The organism is Pontibacterium sinense, assembly GCF_015209595.1.
Taxonomy (GTDB): domain Bacteria; phylum Pseudomonadota; class Gammaproteobacteria; order Pseudomonadales; family Balneatricaceae; genus Pontibacterium; species Pontibacterium sinense.
Genome location: NZ_JADEYS010000001.1, coordinates 437,686 through 452,323, shown reverse-complemented (window position 1 = coordinate 452,323; position 14,638 = coordinate 437,686). Strand labels below are relative to the sequence as shown.

At 51.4% G+C, this 14,638-nt stretch carries 15 protein-coding genes; 6 read left to right on the top strand and 9 right to left on the bottom strand.

Annotated features, from left to right (window positions below):
* Positions 1–2 precede the first annotated feature (2 nt).
* Entirely contained in the window at positions 3–299 is a 297-nt protein-coding gene (locus tag IOQ59_RS02065) for a DUF1244 domain-containing protein (RefSeq protein WP_193951585.1), read from the top strand.
* A gap of 65 nt (positions 300–364) precedes the next feature.
* Here IOQ59_RS02065 and IOQ59_RS02060 read toward each other — a convergent pair whose 3' ends face one another.
* Together IOQ59_RS02060 and IOQ59_RS02055 are read right to left on the bottom strand one after the other, a co-directional pair.
* Positions 365–844: an LPP20 family lipoprotein gene (locus tag IOQ59_RS02060; RefSeq protein ID WP_193951584.1), complete on the bottom strand. Its 480-nt coding sequence runs from the start codon at positions 842–844 to the stop codon at positions 365–367.
* Complete coding sequence (locus IOQ59_RS02055) at positions 844–1,515, bottom strand: FlgO family outer membrane protein (protein WP_193951583.1); 672 nt, start codon at positions 1,513–1,515, stop codon at positions 844–846. The genes IOQ59_RS02060 and IOQ59_RS02055 overlap by 1 nt, the downstream gene beginning before the upstream one ends.
* Before the next feature lie 186 nt (positions 1,516–1,701).
* Here IOQ59_RS02055 and IOQ59_RS02050 point away from each other — a divergent pair, with 186 nt between their 5' ends.
* Entirely contained in the window at positions 1,702–2,916 is a 1,215-nt protein-coding gene (locus IOQ59_RS02050) for a flagellar assembly protein T N-terminal domain-containing protein (RefSeq protein WP_193951582.1), read from the top strand.
* Between the two features lie 43 nt (positions 2,917–2,959).
* On the opposite strand, the gene IOQ59_RS02045 is transcribed toward IOQ59_RS02050, so the two are convergent.
* Complete coding sequence (locus IOQ59_RS02045) at positions 2,960–3,616, bottom strand: YiaD family glycine zipper/OmpA-like lipoprotein (protein ID WP_193951581.1); 657 nt, start codon at positions 3,614–3,616, stop codon at positions 2,960–2,962.
* A 319-nt stretch (positions 3,617–3,935) separates the two neighbouring features.
* On the opposite strand from IOQ59_RS02045, the gene IOQ59_RS02040 reads away from it, so the two are divergent.
* Both IOQ59_RS02040 and IOQ59_RS02035 read left to right on the top strand, forming a co-directional pair.
* Positions 3,936–5,846, top strand: coding sequence for a beta-ketoacyl synthase (locus IOQ59_RS02040; protein ID WP_193951580.1), 1,911 nt, complete (start codon positions 3,936–3,938; stop codon positions 5,844–5,846).
* A gap of 103 nt (positions 5,847–5,949) precedes the next feature.
* Positions 5,950–6,345 carry a hypothetical protein gene (locus IOQ59_RS02035; protein ID WP_228050600.1) on the top strand — a complete coding sequence of 132 codons (396 nt, stop codon included), beginning with the start codon at positions 5,950–5,952 and terminating at the stop codon, positions 6,343–6,345.
* Positions 6,346–6,355: 10 nt separating this feature from the next.
* Here the strand turns inward: IOQ59_RS02035 and IOQ59_RS02030 are convergent, their stop codons facing one another.
* Both IOQ59_RS02030 and IOQ59_RS02025 read right to left on the bottom strand, forming a co-directional pair.
* A complete protein-coding gene (locus IOQ59_RS02030) occupies positions 6,356–7,123 on the bottom strand; it encodes a TatD family hydrolase (protein ID WP_193951578.1) in 768 nt (255 codons plus the stop codon).
* Between the two features lie 76 nt (positions 7,124–7,199).
* On the bottom strand, positions 7,200–8,780 hold the full coding sequence (locus tag IOQ59_RS02025; RefSeq protein ID WP_193951577.1) for a peptide chain release factor 3: 1,581 nt from the start codon (positions 8,778–8,780) through the stop codon (positions 7,200–7,202).
* A gap of 223 nt (positions 8,781–9,003) precedes the next feature.
* Here IOQ59_RS02025 and IOQ59_RS02020 point away from each other — a divergent pair, with 223 nt between their 5' ends.
* Entirely contained in the window at positions 9,004–10,257 is a 1,254-nt protein-coding gene (locus IOQ59_RS02020; protein ID WP_193951576.1) for an ATP-binding protein, read from the top strand.
* Positions 10,250–10,792: a response regulator transcription factor gene (locus tag IOQ59_RS02015; protein ID WP_193951575.1), complete on the top strand. Its 543-nt coding sequence runs from the start codon at positions 10,250–10,252 to the stop codon at positions 10,790–10,792. Before IOQ59_RS02020 ends, IOQ59_RS02015 begins: the two co-directional genes overlap by 8 nt.
* A gap of 14 nt (positions 10,793–10,806) precedes the next feature.
* Here the strand turns inward: IOQ59_RS02015 and IOQ59_RS02010 are convergent, their stop codons facing one another.
* The 4 genes from IOQ59_RS02010 to IOQ59_RS01995 all read right to left on the bottom strand — a co-directional run bounded on the left by IOQ59_RS02010 (position 10,807) and on the right by IOQ59_RS01995 (position 14,523).
* Positions 10,807–11,475, bottom strand: coding sequence for an energy-coupling factor ABC transporter permease (locus tag IOQ59_RS02010; RefSeq protein WP_193951574.1), 669 nt, complete (start codon positions 11,473–11,475; stop codon positions 10,807–10,809).
* Between the two features lie 124 nt (positions 11,476–11,599).
* Positions 11,600–12,061, bottom strand: coding sequence for a ribosomal protein S18-alanine N-acetyltransferase (gene rimI, locus IOQ59_RS02005; protein WP_193951573.1), 462 nt, complete (start codon positions 12,059–12,061; stop codon positions 11,600–11,602).
* On the bottom strand, positions 12,054–12,920 hold the full coding sequence (locus IOQ59_RS02000) for a hypothetical protein (protein WP_193951572.1): 867 nt from the start codon (positions 12,918–12,920) through the stop codon (positions 12,054–12,056). Before IOQ59_RS02000 ends, rimI begins: the two co-directional genes overlap by 8 nt.
* 61 nt (positions 12,921–12,981) lie before the next feature.
* Positions 12,982–14,523, bottom strand: coding sequence for a 2-isopropylmalate synthase (locus IOQ59_RS01995; RefSeq protein ID WP_193951571.1), 1,542 nt, complete (start codon positions 14,521–14,523; stop codon positions 12,982–12,984).
* Positions 14,524–14,638 lie beyond the last annotated feature (115 nt).

The following is a 14,638-nucleotide window of genomic DNA, read 5'->3' as shown; positions in this document are numbered from 1 at the left end:
TGATGGATAAACAAACACAGACCGAGATAGAAGCCGCCGCATTTCGCCGCATGCTGGAGCATTTTGATAACCGCAAAGATGTGCAGAACATCGACCTGATGATTATGGCCGGATTCTGCCGTAACTGCCTGTCAAAGTGGTATCGTGCAGCGGCTGAAGAGCGCGGAGTAGAGATGGACTACGAGCAAGCGCGCGAAGTCATCTATGGCGAGCCATACAATAGCTGGAAAGATAAATATCAGGAAAAAGCCACACCAGAACAGCTGGCTCAGTTTGAAGCAACACAGAAAGGTAAATAACCCCTTTCCTCGATTAAGATTTCCGGTTGGGCATAGCCTTTATTGGCGTGCCCAACCTATCCGTTTCAGTCGCTGGATTTTACCCATGCTTTCTGCAACTGATTGATATCCACCTCCAGTACCGTCGCATAGACATCTTCTTGCACTGGATAGCTCTTTACTAGCCGGGCGCCGCGCACAATCCCGGACACCGCAGTCTTAAACTGATCATTCTTCACCACCATATCGCGCACTGCCGTGGTACCAAACAGATACTGGCCGTGAACGATTGCGGTTAATTCCTGATAAGCGCGCAATTTTGACGCTCGCATTGCCTGAATCATTTTATGTTCTTTCGTCTGACCAGGCTGCAAACTGATCGGCGCATAACCTGTGGCCCGCACCCATTCAGGGTCCTTCGCCTCTACGGTTTCCGTAATCCTCGGCGCATCAGGCAACGCCTCGGCAAAATCCACTAACGATTTGGATGCCGTTTCACATCCCGAAAGCATCACAAGAGATGCAGACAAAACCAGCGTTTTACACAGCGTATCCAACTTATTCATTACTGCCCTACCGGCCCAAGACTGTTTTCAATAATCATCCCTTTCTGCAGGGCTTTCATCGGATCATAACCCGGCGTACCGCCTTCCAGCCGGCTATCCGGCAAATGCGTTTGCCCAGACGCCAGCACCTGACGCGTGGTGGTATCCAAAACGCGAGCATTGATCACAATGCCATCAGGGTAGCGGGCATACGTCCCCGTAAGCAGGAAGTAGATGCGATAACGATTGCGCAGACTCGACATGTTCTGCTTAGTGAGCGGATCACGGGCTGTTGTGAGCAAACTAACCGCTCGGTAGTCAATCAGGTTGTAACGACTTTGCTGCAGCTGATAAACAATATTCTCGCCCAACCGTTCACCCAACACACCCGTATAACGTTCTCGGGCGCGGCTCAAATCAACAAATGGCATGACGGCCATCGGCAAACGTTGCACACGGTTAGCCTGCAACCCTTCCTGCAACTGAACAGCCAACTGTGCAACAGCCTCACTCACCGGATCATAAATCTGATCATCAACATCGACACTTGATAATCCTGCACTACTGATTACCGGCTCCTTCACTTCAGGTGCAGGCACAACAACCGGCTGCTCTGGCGCGGGGCTTGCTCCAAATCCATGCCAGGTACACCCTGAAATCAGAAAGGAAAGCAGTAGAAGCTTTTTCATCATGTAATATCCGTCGCTCGTCTGCAGACAATCTAACACACTTTAGTTGCCAGTTTCTGCCAGTCTGGGCCGTACAAACGTAAGTTAGGCAAGCGCACTCGCAGAGCTGGACTCATGCCGGTTTACAAGCCCAATGCAATTGCATACTGTTAACCGGACATTTACCTAGTTGTCGGTCAGACTCTGAATATGTTTAACGCTTTGCACAAATTCATCTTGCTTATCGCTCTGCTAGCGCCTCATTTCTATGCGCAGGCATTAACTGTGGAAGCCGAGGGCCAAGCCGTTATTCAGGACAACAACCTGAACGCCGCACGAAAGGCCGCCATTGGCGTTGCAACCCAGCAAGCCTCAATGCAAGCGGCCGTCTATGTTTCCAGCAGCCAACAGGTACGCGATGGCATTCTGGAAATCGACAACATGCAGATAACCACACTGGGGCAGGTTGAAAACGTCCGGGTCATCGACGAACAGGTCTCCGGCAGCATTCTCACTGTACGCATCAGCGCCGATGTCTTTACTGATACCGGGTGCAAAAACGGCAGCGGAGACCGCTTTCTGAAGTCCATCGCCATTGCAGCTTTTCCTCTGGAACATCCCTCTCAGGGAAATGTGGGCGGACTCGGCGACACGGCTTGGGAACTACCAAACCTTATCGCCAGCCAGCTTGCCGCACGCGGCAATTTGCAGCCGTTTAAAGCAACCCACCTGAATATATTTCCAACCCTTCAAACTGCAGCCAGCCGCCAACTGGATGACGGAGCCCTTACTTCAGTGGCTGCCAATGTGAACAACCTGGATACTCAGTTCATTGTCTCAGGTGTGATTCGGGATATGGCGATGGTGGACCCACGCACGCATTCGGAAGATAACTACTTTGTAGATCTCTACAACCGGCTGGATTATCGCAGTCGCAGACACCTGCGCAACTTTCAGCTAGACCTGTTTATCCATGACGGATTCAGTGGCGCCCTGCTGCTGGAGCGCCGCTATCAGACGCAAGGCGTATGGAGTTTATCTCAAGAACTCAAAGCGGGATTCAACAGCCAGGCATTTGCTCATCAGGAATATGGGCAGGCCGTGATCAAATTGATCGACCAGATGGTGGGAGAGCTGGAAAGCAATCTGCGCTGCCGACCTTTTTCGGCCCGAATCACCCGCATAGAGAACAACCAGATCTGGTTTCATGCGGGCGAGAGTACGGGTATCAAACCAGGTGACAAGTTCAACGTTTTGCACCGTTCAACCTTCTTTGACGTACAAATGCGGCCTACTCATCAGCTGAGCAATACCAACCGAACATTGGTCGTGGATGAAGTACATCCAAACTTTGTACAAGGCCATCTGGTAAATATCGCCCAGCACCAGAACATTTTGCCAGGCGATATCGTCGTATCAGACTAAATCAACAACCATGCCTGATAGCGAGCGGGAAAGATTTTATAGATCAAGAACGCTGACCACGGATGTTGATCTCCACGCGGCGGTTCTGTGCCCGACCAGCGGCAGAACCGTTATCCGCAATTGGATAGCGCTCACCGTACCCCTGTGTACTGATACGCAAACGCTCTATGCCGGAACCCGCCAGATAATTTGCTACTGCAGCCGCGCGCGCTTCAGACAATTGCTGGTTGTATTCGAAGCTGCCGGTGCTATCGGTGAACCCATCCACCGCCATCACCGTTTTATCGAACTTCATCAGCACTTTGGCCACTGAATCCAATACCGGATAAAAGCCGCCATCGATACGTGTGGAGTCTGTCCCAAAGGTCACGTTACCCGGCATAATCAGACGAATATCATCTCCCTGCCGCTGAACGCTTACACCTGTTCCTTCCAATTCCTGACGCAACAACGCTTCCTGCTGATCCATGTAATAACCAATACCACCACCAACAGCACCGCCAACCAATGCCCCTGTTAACGCACCTCTACCACGATCTTTTTTACTTGATACCGCAGCACCTAATACAGCACCGGCAACAGCACCAATACCGGCCCCTTTAGCGGCATTACCGGTTTTTTGTTCGCGGGTATACGGATCAATCGTCTGACAACCTGACAACACCGCAACAGTAATACACACGTAAATTAACTTTCTCATAGCAATCTCTCTTAAAAACTAAAACGGCAGGCTCACCCAGTATGCTTCCAGTCTACTTTTACTAACTGAACCATAGCTTAAACAGCCCGTCATACCGCATACATGTTTCTGATTTCTTACAAAACCGAAAAGCTGTCATTTATCCCTAGTCACCCCTCTGAACAACCGATAAAATGACTGATTAGTAACAGAAACACTATTTTGAACACCGCTACCCAAAAACGGTGTCATAAAACTGTGTTAACTGGGCACACAGGCCATCGTGGTGCCGAAAACTTCAGCCACACTCATTGAGTACATCCAATCCAAGGAGTTCCCTTTGTCTCAGCTGCCTCTCATCGTAGGTTTTGGTGGTATCAACCCTGCGGGTCGCGCATCATTTCATCACGCTTATCGACGCCTGATTATTGACAAGCTGGATACCCAAAGCCGAGAGACAACCCTTATTGGATTGGCAACACTGACTGGACTGGCCAGTTATGAAGATGGCCATTACAAAAACAGTGCAGGTGAAACACTTTCTATACAGGATCTTCTGGCATCCGTTGGGCAACAGGTACTGGATAATACGCTGATCCGAAAAATCCATCCGGACTGGTTTGACGTCAACGAAGTGATGTTTAACAAACCGGCAAAGATGAAATGCAGCGAAGGCGAACTTCGATTCCAGCTTCGCAAACGTCAGATGCCAACCAATGTTCCCGCCAACTGGCAGGTCACGGAGTCGGCACCCGGCGTGTTTGACATTGTAGTGTCAGAATCTCTGGACGTTATTTTCCCGGATACCAAAGAAGCACAGGTCAAAGCAGCGGGACAGCTACCCACAGGCTTTGAACCGGGCAAACTTTATCAATCCCGTAACCACCCGCGCAATCTTCAGATGACCGTATTCGGTGCATCTGATGCATTACGCTCCAGCGGCATCCCGTTTGAACAGATCGCAGCCAAGGTATCTCCTGACCAAGTGGGTGTCTATGCCAGCAATTCCATCGGCCAGCTGGACGACTTTGGCTTTGGTGGTCTGACAAAATACCCGGCACTGGGTAAACGTACCACGTCCAAGCAGATGCCTTTGGGTTATGCCCAGATGCCAGCCGACTTTGTGAACGCATACGTACTGGGTAGCGTGGGCGTTACCGGTGGTGCACTCGGTGCATGTGCAACATTCCTCTACAACCTGCGCAGTGCCGTGAACGATATTCGCTCTGGTCGGCGCAAAGTTGTACTGGTTGGTGGCAGTGATGCACCCGTTACACCTGAAGTCATTGAAGGCTTCCGCGTGATGGGCGCACTGGCTGAAGACAAAGACCTGCTAGCCCTGGATGGACTCTCATCCCTATCAGACGAAGACTATCGTCGTGCCTGCCGACCATTTGGGCAGAACTGCGGCTTCACAATGGGTGAATCCAGCCAATTTGCTCTGTTGATGAGCGACGATCTGGCCATGGAGCTGGGCGCACAGGTTTACGGTGTTGTACCTGATGTTTTCGTCAACGCCGATGGACACAAGAAATCAATCTCCGCACCGGGTGTGGGTAACTACATCACGCTCGGCAAAGCCGCTTCGATGGTACGTGAAATGCTGGGCGAAGAATCCCTGCAGCAACGTAGCTTTGTACAGGCGCACGGAACCAGTACGCCTCAGAACCGCGTCACTGAATCTCATGTCATTAATGAAACCGCAAAAGCATTTGGCGTCGAAAGCTGGCCTGTTGCGGCGATAAAATCGTACCTGGGCCACTCTCAGGGCACCGCTGGCGGTGATCAGCTGAGCACATCACTAGGAACATGGGCTTACGGCTATATTCCGGGCATTTTAACTACGCCCGCATTCGCCGACGATATCCACCAGAGTAACCTGCAGCTAAGCAATCAGCATATCGAAGTCGGTGCTCAAGGTATGGACAGCGTTCTACTGAACTCTAAGGGATTTGGTGGTAATAACGCATCTGCCCCAGTGCTGGGTCCACATATCGCCGAGAATATGCTGCGTCGCCGATATGGCGACAGCGCTATGACTGCCTACCTGAAGAAACGTGAACAGGTGAGTGCTGTCGCGGCAGCGTACGATGAAGAAGCAACTAAAGGTACCGCTCGCCCGATCTACCTCTACGATCACAACGTACTTGGCGGTGATGACCTGCAGATCACGGATAAAGAGATCCGTCTGCCAGGATACGAGAACCCTGTGGATCTGGCCGTCGAAAATCCTTACAAAGACCTCTGCTGACACCCGACTATGAACAGCCTGAACAAGGCTGTTCATTCCGTCAAAACTATTCGCATTTGCCGCAGTCCAATTTGGGGTATCCCCCAAAAATCGGCAGAACACCATGAACATGCGAATACCTCTCGTAGCTGGCCTGTTTGCTCTGGTCGGCTGCACATCAAATATGACCTCCGAACCCGGCTATTACACGCTGAATCTGGATCGCACCCAGCTCTGCTATTCCGGCAACAGTAACTGTCTCAATTTGGAACTGATATATCCTTCCCACAATGAGCACCAAATCGCTCGTGCATATCAACTACCGTCGACCTCTGAAAGCTGGAATGTACGACAGCTAGTTAAGCTGATGTTAGCCCCTCCGGGCAAACAATACGAAGTCAAACAGACCAGCGACTTTAGCTACCTGATACCAAGAAACAAGGCTACCAACAGCGTTTGGTACCACCTGGAACGGGAGCAATATGATCTCTATGAGTCAAACGGAAGGAATTTCCGCTGACAGCGAATATTCAGAGTCGTAGCAATTTTCGTGCGGTTGCCGAGGTGCATTGCGCCAGCTCTTCAAGACTGATGCCGCGTAACTCAGCAAACACCTCAGCCACCTCACGTACCCGCCTCGGCTGATTGGGTTCACCACGGTACCCCGCCAACGGGATATCCGGCGAATCTGTTTCCAGTACAAATGCATCCAGCGGAAGATGCATCGCTATCCTGCGTAACTTTTTCGCCCGATCGTAGGTGAGACTCCCCCCCATGCCTAACTTAAACCCCAGCTCGATATATTGCTGAGCCTGTTGTTCGCTGCCGGAATACGCATGAACAATCCCACCCCGCTCCAACTTAAACTGACGCAGTAGTTTCAATACCTGATCATGGGCTTTGCGTACATGCAGCAATACCGGCAACTGAAAATGATTGGCCATCTCCAGCTGCCGTGTGAACAACTCGATCTGCTTTTCCTGATTCAGGTTCGCTATAAAGAAATCCAGCCCGATCTCACCCACTGCAGCCACGGGCTTAAAGGACAACAGCTCCTCCAGTTGAGTCAGATCTGCGGCCTTATGCTGATCCAAAAAGCATGGATGCAAACCCAATGCAGGGTAGAGCCCTTCTGCATCACAGGTCGCCAGCAATCCAGGCCAAGCATCAGCCGTTACACCAGGAACCACAAAGTCAGTGACATTGTCCGACCGGGCATCAGCCAACAGCTGGTCACGCCAGCCATCGAACACCGCAAAGTCCAGATGACAGTGCGTATCAATCAGTTGAATACTCATGACCCGATAATAGCAAAAAGCCCGCTAACAGAGATCTGAAAGCGGGCTTTTTAGAAAGACCTTAACGTACGGGGGATCAGTGTTCGCGTGTAGCGCGGAACATCACATCCGGCCAACGCTCCTGAGTCAGACTCAGGTTGACACGCGTCGGTGCGAGATAGGTCAGCAAGCCAGCGCCATCGTAGCCGATGTTGTCATAAGCTTTGCGCTTAAAGTCCGCCAGCATTTTCTCGTCGTCACACTCCACCCAACGGGCCGTGTTCACGTTGACGGCTTCGTACACACAATCCACTTTGTACTCGTCCTTGAGGCGGAACATAACCACATCAAACTGCAGCTGACCCACAGCGCCCAGCACCAGATCATTATTCTTCTCTGGCATAAACAGCTGTACCGCGCCCTCTTCAGACAGCTGCTGCAAACCTTTCTGCAACTGCTTCATCTTCAACGGGTCGATAGGACGCACCCGACGGAAAATTTCCGGCGCAAAGTGTGGAATACCGGTGAATTTCAGTGCTTCACCTTCGGTAAACGTATCACCAATCTGGATCGTACCGTGGTTATGCAAACCGATAATGTCACCAGACCACGCCTCTTCGACGTTTTCCCGATCACCGGCAACAAAGGTCACCGCATCGGCAATCTTCACATCCTTGTTGATGCGGGTATGTTTCATCTTCATACCACGACTGTATTTACCGGAGCAGATACGCATGAAGGCAATACGGTCACGATGTTTCGGGTCCATATTGGCCTGAATTTTAAAGATGAAACCAGAGAACTTTTCCTCTTCCGCTTCAACAGTACGGCCCACAGTCTGACGACTGATCGGTGCAGGAGCCCACTCAACAAAGCCATCCAGCATCTCGCGTACGCCAAAGTTTGCCAACGCCGTACCGAAGTACACGGGTGTCAGAGTGCCCGCCAAAAAGGCATCCCGATCAAACTCATGGGTTGCACCACGTACCAGCTCAATCTCTTCCAGATAATCGTCGTAGATATTGCCCAACAACTCTTTGGCTTCTGCCGACTCAATCCCCTGAATCTGAACATCTTCAGGGATGGTATGCCCTTTGCCCGGCTGGAATACATGGATGGTATCGGTGTAAAGGTTGTATACACCCTTAAAGCTCTTACCCATATCGATCGGCCACGTAATCGGGGCAGCTTCGATTTTCAGTACAGCTTCAATCTCATCCAGCAGATCAATCGGATCACGAATATCGCGGTCCATCTTGTTCACGAAGGAGAAGATCGGCGTATCGCGCAAACGACACACGTCCATCAGTTTGATGGTCCGGTCCTCGACACCCTTTGCTCCATCCACCACCATCAGCGCACTGTCGACAGCGGTGAGTGTACGGTAAGTATCCTCGGAGAAATCCTCGTGTCCCGGTGTATCCAGCAAGTTAACCATGCGTTCTTTGTATGGAAACTGCATCACGGAGGAGGTGATCGAAATACCACGCTCCTGCTCCATGGACATCCAGTCAGACGTTGCATGGCGGTCGCTTTTTTTGCCTTTAACCGTACCCGCAGTCTGGATCAGGTTTCCGAACAACAACAGTTTTTCGGTGATGGTGGTTTTACCCGCATCCGGGTGCGATATGATCGCAAAAGTCCGGCGTTTGCCGACTTGCTGAGCAACATGTGACATTAAACGATTTCTTCTGACTGATGCAGTCGGGCATTTCACAACCCGGGTGCATAATTGAAATGAGATGGACGGTATTTTCGCCGATCTGGCTAAAGGACTCAATCAAAGTTACGGGAAAAACCGTTATACGTGCCCTATACCTGTTTTAAAGCCAACGGCAATTAAGCCCCTGCGACATTTTGCCCTGCTCGTTTTGAGTATTCGTCGGGTATAATCTGCCCCCATGGCTAACCATCACAACAACCTTCTGCAGCTCACCTACATCCGCACTGTCACCCTGTTCGGACAAAGCGCCGCGATACTTTTCGCTCTTTACGTTCTGCAGGCCTCACTCAATGTTTGGATTCTGGCGTCGACACTGGCAGCACTAACGTTGCTTAACGTAGCAACATACGCCCGTCTACGCTCGGACTGGCCGGTGACTGAACCGGAGTTTTTTACCCAGTTGGTTGCCGATGTTGTGCTCTATGGCTGCCTGCTGTTCCAGACTGGTGGTGCCACCAACCCTTTTATCTTTCTGCTGCTGGTCCCCTTAATTATCTGTACAGCCACGCTTTCACAGCGCCTGAGCCTGATCATGGGTGGCCTGGTTGTTGGTATCTATAGCTCGTTACTGTTTTACTTCATCCCCATTATCGAAGCTGAATCGCGCCACCAGCACGCCCTGCTAAGCCTGTTCGACCTGCATATCACCGGCATGTGGATAAACTTCATCCTGACAGTAGGCGTTGTCACCTGGTTTATCGTCCGTATGCGTCAATCGATGCATCGCCAGCAGGAGCGGCTGGAAGAAGAACGGGAGAAACGTATTAACGATCAGCAACTGCTATCACTGGCAACGATGGCAGCCGGAACCGCCCATGAACTAGGAACACCGCTGAGCACTCTCAGGGTTCTGGTCAGCGAACTGCAGGCCGAACATCACGAAGACCCTGAGCTCATGGAAGATCTGGCGCTGATGCGGCAGCAGATTGATGCCTGTAGCGATCGCCTGCAGCAGTTTGCCCGCTCCGTTCAGGAAGAGCAGTCCAGCCAGAGAGAAGAGAACTTCAGCGACATACTGGATGACGTTATCGAACAGTGGAGCATCCAACGCCCGGAGGTCACCTTTAACCTTGAAATCGACACGGAAGGCACTGTACCGGATATAAGAAACAGCACATCCCTACGCCAGTCAATTTTGAACCTGCTGAACAACGCAGCCGATGCGCAGCCAAAAAATATCGCCATCAATCTTAGCTGGGACACTAACGATATCACTCTGCTCATCCACGATCAGGGACCCGGACTGTCACTGGAAGCGCATGACAATCTGGGCAAACCTTTCGTGACCACCAAAGGCCGAGGTTTAGGCATTGGTCTGTTTCTTACTGCAACCACACTGGCACGCTATGATGGTAGTGTGCGCCTGTACAACCACCCCGATGGTGGCACTTTGACGGAAGTGATTATTCCAAGGAGCCAACTGGATGACTGAACTAGCTGGGAAGTCTCTGCTGATTGTCGACGATGATCCAACATTCACCCGTATTCTCGCCCGCGCCATGAAACGTCGCGGGCTGGAGGTATCAGTTGCTCATAGCGTTGAAGAAGCCGAGGCCTCTCTGACACAAGGGATACCCGATCTAGCTACAGTGGATCTGAAAATGGATACCGCTTCGGGGCTGACATTAATTCCGAGTTTGCGGGCAGCCAACGGCAATATGCTCATTCTGGTACTGACCGGCTACGCGAGCATCACCACCGCGGTGGAAGCGATCAAGCTAGGGGCAACCAACTATCTGCCAAAACCTGCTGATGCGGATGAAATATTGGCGGCACTGGGCAAGCAACAGGCTGACCCTGATATGGAAGTCACCCAACAGCCGATGTCTGTGAACCGATTGGAATGGGAGCATATTCAGAAGATATTGGCAGAACATGACGGTAATGTCTCAGCAACAGCCCGCGCATTGGGTATGCACCGCCGTACGCTGCAACGCAAGCTATCCAAGCGTCCCGTCAAGCAGTAACCGGAAACGCTCTCTTACTGATCATCGATATAGATCTTTGCATCGAAAGTACGTACCCAGTCAGGATGAAAGACCAGCATTCCAGTGAGGATGATGCCGTTCATCAACCCTTCGGGGAACATGATCAACGGCAGATAGCGTACGTATTCATGATTAATTTTACTCCAGCTGTATACGTCATCCAGCCATAGTAACAGGCCAGTCGCCAGCCCCGATGATGCAGCAGCAATCCCTGCGCCAAAAAAGCCACAGAGAAAAAGATACACAAAAAAATTCTTGGTGAGCTTAGCCTCAACAACCTTAAGTACCAGCATTGTCACCATCACCGGTAACAATACGGAACATACCGCATTGATCGGTAAACTGTCCCAACCTTCGCGCCCCACCAGAATCATCCCAAGCAGCGCAACCGTACCGGCGACAATGGCCAGGTCCCAGCCAAAAATCAGTGTTAATGCCGTGACACCCAGAAAGTGAATACCCAGACCCGGTGAAATACCCGCCCGCATACTCCACATCACCATCAGGAACACCATTGCTCCCAGAAAAAAGTGCTGCAAACGACGGTTTGACTTCAATACCCCCCAAGGCACGCGGTATATCGCAAACCCGAGCACAGGCAAGTAAATCAGCAGACTAAGCCAGAACCAGTAGCCACTCAGCAGGCCAACAGAGATACTCATGATTGGGGTCCCGTAGAGAAAGATCAGTATCAGTGGGAATTGTGTCTTTTCACATGCAGTATAACGACTGCCGGAAAGATAGCGGCAAACATCACTGGAAGCTTGATTTGAATCAGCCCTCGAATCAGAAGCTGAAACTCATCAGCAAGGCATCTTCTCGACCCGCAGTGGTGGGATAGTATCCTTTGCGCACTCCGTCTTCGGAAAACCCAAGACGTTTGTACAGCTGCACAGCAGGGGTATTGGATACCCTCACCTCCAGCAGGATACGATGAATATTCTCTGCCTCCAGCTTCTCGGCCGCTAACAAAAACAACTGATTTGCCAGACGCCGCCCTTGTTCTGCGGGTGTTACGGCAATCTGCAGCAGCTCAGCTTCATCCAGCACTGTAGTAAATACGCAAAACGCCAGCAAACGGTTCAACTGAAACAGACCAAAACACTGATAGCGCGTTTTCTCAAGGAATCCCGCCAACTGAGGCTCGCTCCAGGGATCAGGAAAAGTTGCCTTTTCGATCAGCAACCATTCAGCCAGGTGCTCGGGTTGTAAACGACGTAACTCAACATCGGCAAATGTATCAGCCATTTTGTAAGTGCTTTAATAACGGCTGTAATTGCTGCCAGATGACCGGTTTTATTCCGGGTACTTGCATCGCTTCTGTCAGACTGTGAGTTGCTAGCGCTTTAATATCCGCCCGCACGCTAAACAGAATACCGCTTAGTTCTGCCAATTCCTCTTCACGTTCCAATACCATCCGGGCCGCGCTTTCACCCATCAGCAGAACGACATCGACACCACCATCTGCCAGTAAGCGATCCAGTTTATGCTGCACGGTTTGCAGTGCTTCATCATATCCCTGAGGCAAGGTTGGACTGGCAAACATCGGCCAGGGCAACAAGAAAGGCGAGCCTTGTAACGGCTGTTCTGCACTACACACGCTGCGTACAATTGCCCCAGCCAACGCCTGATGAGAGGGAGAAAAGTCGTTCTGTGACTGTGGCGGTAAACTATCCACCAGCAGCGCACGTCCAAAACGAGCCAGTGCTAGCTTAAAACGAGGCTGTGGACGTTTTGGAGTTTGCGTTGCCGCCTCAATAGCGACCGCATCATCATTCTCAGGCGGGGATACTTCTTCAGGTTGCGTCGCCTTAAGCGGTGCTTTTTTCTCACGCCAAAGCGCTTCTTTGACTTCGGGTTTCGGCCCTGAAGCAAAACTTCGCGTCAGACTGGCACGCGCAGCAGCAGGATCCGCTGAAACAGAAGGTTTCGTTGCTGTATCAGCATTCGCGGTATTCGTATCCGCAAAGGGGATGTCAGGTGCAGGATAACTGAAATCCCACACCCAATCAGGTGTTGGCGCGGCAGCGGGCAACTCTGCACGCGGTAGCCAGCTGGAGATACCGAGCGCTTCCAGATATTGGTGACGCTGCTGTTCTTCAATCATGACTACCGCTCCTGCCATTCATAGCCTGTGGCAAGAGATGGCCTCCTACCGTTTAAAGACGTTATACCTGTGGGTGTGCTTTCTGGATGTTGGCATCCAGCATATTCAGAGCATGCACGTATGCCTTGGCCGATGCGATAATAACATCGAGGTCAGCCCCCAGACCATTCACGATACGACCACCGTTCTCAAGACGTACGGTAACTTCACCCTGCGAGTCAGTGCCTTCGGTGACGGCATTAACGGAATAAATCTGCAGACTGGCACCCGAGTTAGCGATCGCTTCAATCGCTTTAAAGGCTGCATCCACCGGACCACTGCCCGCTGCTTCAGCACTTTGCTCTTCGTCATCAATCATCATGACAACTTTTGCCACTGGCGTTTCACCGGTCTGTGAAGTCACGGAAATACTGCTCAGCTTAAATTTCTCGCTGCTGGCTGTCGCCCGTGTATCACTAACTAAGGCCACCAGATCTTCGTCGAAGATCTCATGCTTTTTGTCCGCCAGCTCTTTAAAACGTGCAAATGCATCATTCAGCTCTTTATCGGAAGACAGCGTAGTACCCAGTTCTTCCAATCGGCTACGGAAAGCGGCACGACCAGAATGCTTACCCATGACCATACGGTTGGTTTTCCAACCCACATCCTGTGCGGTCATGATTTCGTAGGTTTCACGGTGCTTCAGGACACCGTCCTGATGGATACCGGATTCGTGCGCAAAGGCGTTTGCGCCAACAATCGCTTTGTTCGGCTGTACTGGGAAACCGGTTACGCTGGATACCAAACGGGATGCTGGAACGATCTGTGTCGTATCCAAGCCAGTGGTCACACCCAGACGGTCATGACGGGTACGGATAGCCATGACAAGTTCTTCCAGCGACGCATTGCCCGCACGTTCACCCAATCCGTTAATCGTACACTCAACCTGACGTGCACCGGCCTGAACCGCTGCCAGGGAGTTCGCCACCGCCAGACCCAAGTCATTGTGACAGTGAACAGAGAAGATCGCCTGATCCGCATTCGGAATCCGCTGAATCAACTGACCAATCGTGTGCCCAAACTCTTCCGGTACCGCGTAACCCACCGTATCGGGAATGTTAATGGTTCGAGCACCCGCTTTAATCACCTCTTCGATGATCCGGCACATGAAGTCCAGCTCAGAACGACTGGCATCTTCCAGCGAGAATTCGACGTCATCAATCAGGTTACGTGCCCGCTTCACCGCATGGACGGCCTGCTCAACCACCTGATCCGGGTTCATCTGAAGTTTGTACTTCATGTGAATCGGTGATGTGGCGATAAAGGTGTGAATACGACCTGAGTTCGCATTGGCCAGCGCTTCACCGGCACGATCAATGTCTGCATTCAGGGCACGGGACAGGGAACATACTGTGCTGTCTTTCACAGTATTCGCAATAGACTGGACAGATTCGAAGTCACCCGGGCTGGCAATCGCAAAGCCAGCCTCGATCACATCCACACGCATCTTCTCAAGCTGCTTAGCCACCCGCAGCTTTTCGTCTTTAGTCATGGACGCGCCGGGGCTCTGTTCACCATCACGCAATGTGGTATCAAAAATAATGACGCGATTGTTGTCACTCATCGGAGATGCTCCAAATCTGATTTGCGTACCGTTTAGGATTAAACGTGACGCGGAATATGTTAAAAACTAAAAAACGGAGAAAGACGGTGTTATATGGAAAGTATACTGCCTTACG

Bases quoted from the DNA above. Each gene is read 5' to 3' on its own strand.
- IOQ59_RS02065 (WP_193951585.1), top strand. From the start codon at position 3: ATGGATAAACAAACACAGACCGAGATAGAAGCCGCCGCATTTCGCCGC.
- IOQ59_RS02060 (WP_193951584.1), bottom strand. From the start codon at position 844: ATGAATAAGTTGGATACGCTGTGTAAAACGCTGGTTTTGTCTGCATCT.
- IOQ59_RS02055 (WP_193951583.1), bottom strand. From the start codon at position 1,515: ATGATGAAAAAGCTTCTACTGCTTTCCTTTCTGATTTCAGGGTGTACC.
- IOQ59_RS02050 (WP_193951582.1), top strand. From the start codon at position 1,702: ATGTTTAACGCTTTGCACAAATTCATCTTGCTTATCGCTCTGCTAGCG.
- IOQ59_RS02045 (WP_193951581.1), bottom strand. From the start codon at position 3,616: ATGAGAAAGTTAATTTACGTGTGTATTACTGTTGCGGTGTTGTCAGGT.
- IOQ59_RS02035 (WP_228050600.1), top strand. From the start codon at position 5,950: ATGAACATGCGAATACCTCTCGTAGCTGGCCTGTTTGCTCTGGTCGGC.
- IOQ59_RS02030 (WP_193951578.1), bottom strand. From the start codon at position 7,123: ATGAGTATTCAACTGATTGATACGCACTGTCATCTGGACTTTGCGGTG.
- IOQ59_RS02025 (WP_193951577.1), bottom strand. From the start codon at position 8,780: ATGTCACATGTTGCTCAGCAAGTCGGCAAACGCCGGACTTTTGCGATC.
- IOQ59_RS02020 (WP_193951576.1), top strand. From the start codon at position 9,004: ATGGCTAACCATCACAACAACCTTCTGCAGCTCACCTACATCCGCACT.
- IOQ59_RS02015 (WP_193951575.1), top strand. From the start codon at position 10,250: ATGACTGAACTAGCTGGGAAGTCTCTGCTGATTGTCGACGATGATCCA.
- IOQ59_RS02010 (WP_193951574.1), bottom strand. From the start codon at position 11,475: ATGAGTATCTCTGTTGGCCTGCTGAGTGGCTACTGGTTCTGGCTTAGT.
- rimI (WP_193951573.1), bottom strand. From the start codon at position 12,061: ATGGCTGATACATTTGCCGATGTTGAGTTACGTCGTTTACAACCCGAG.
- IOQ59_RS02000 (WP_193951572.1), bottom strand. From the start codon at position 12,920: ATGATTGAAGAACAGCAGCGTCACCAATATCTGGAAGCGCTCGGTATC.
- IOQ59_RS01995 (WP_193951571.1), bottom strand. From the start codon at position 14,523: ATGAGTGACAACAATCGCGTCATTATTTTTGATACCACATTGCGTGAT.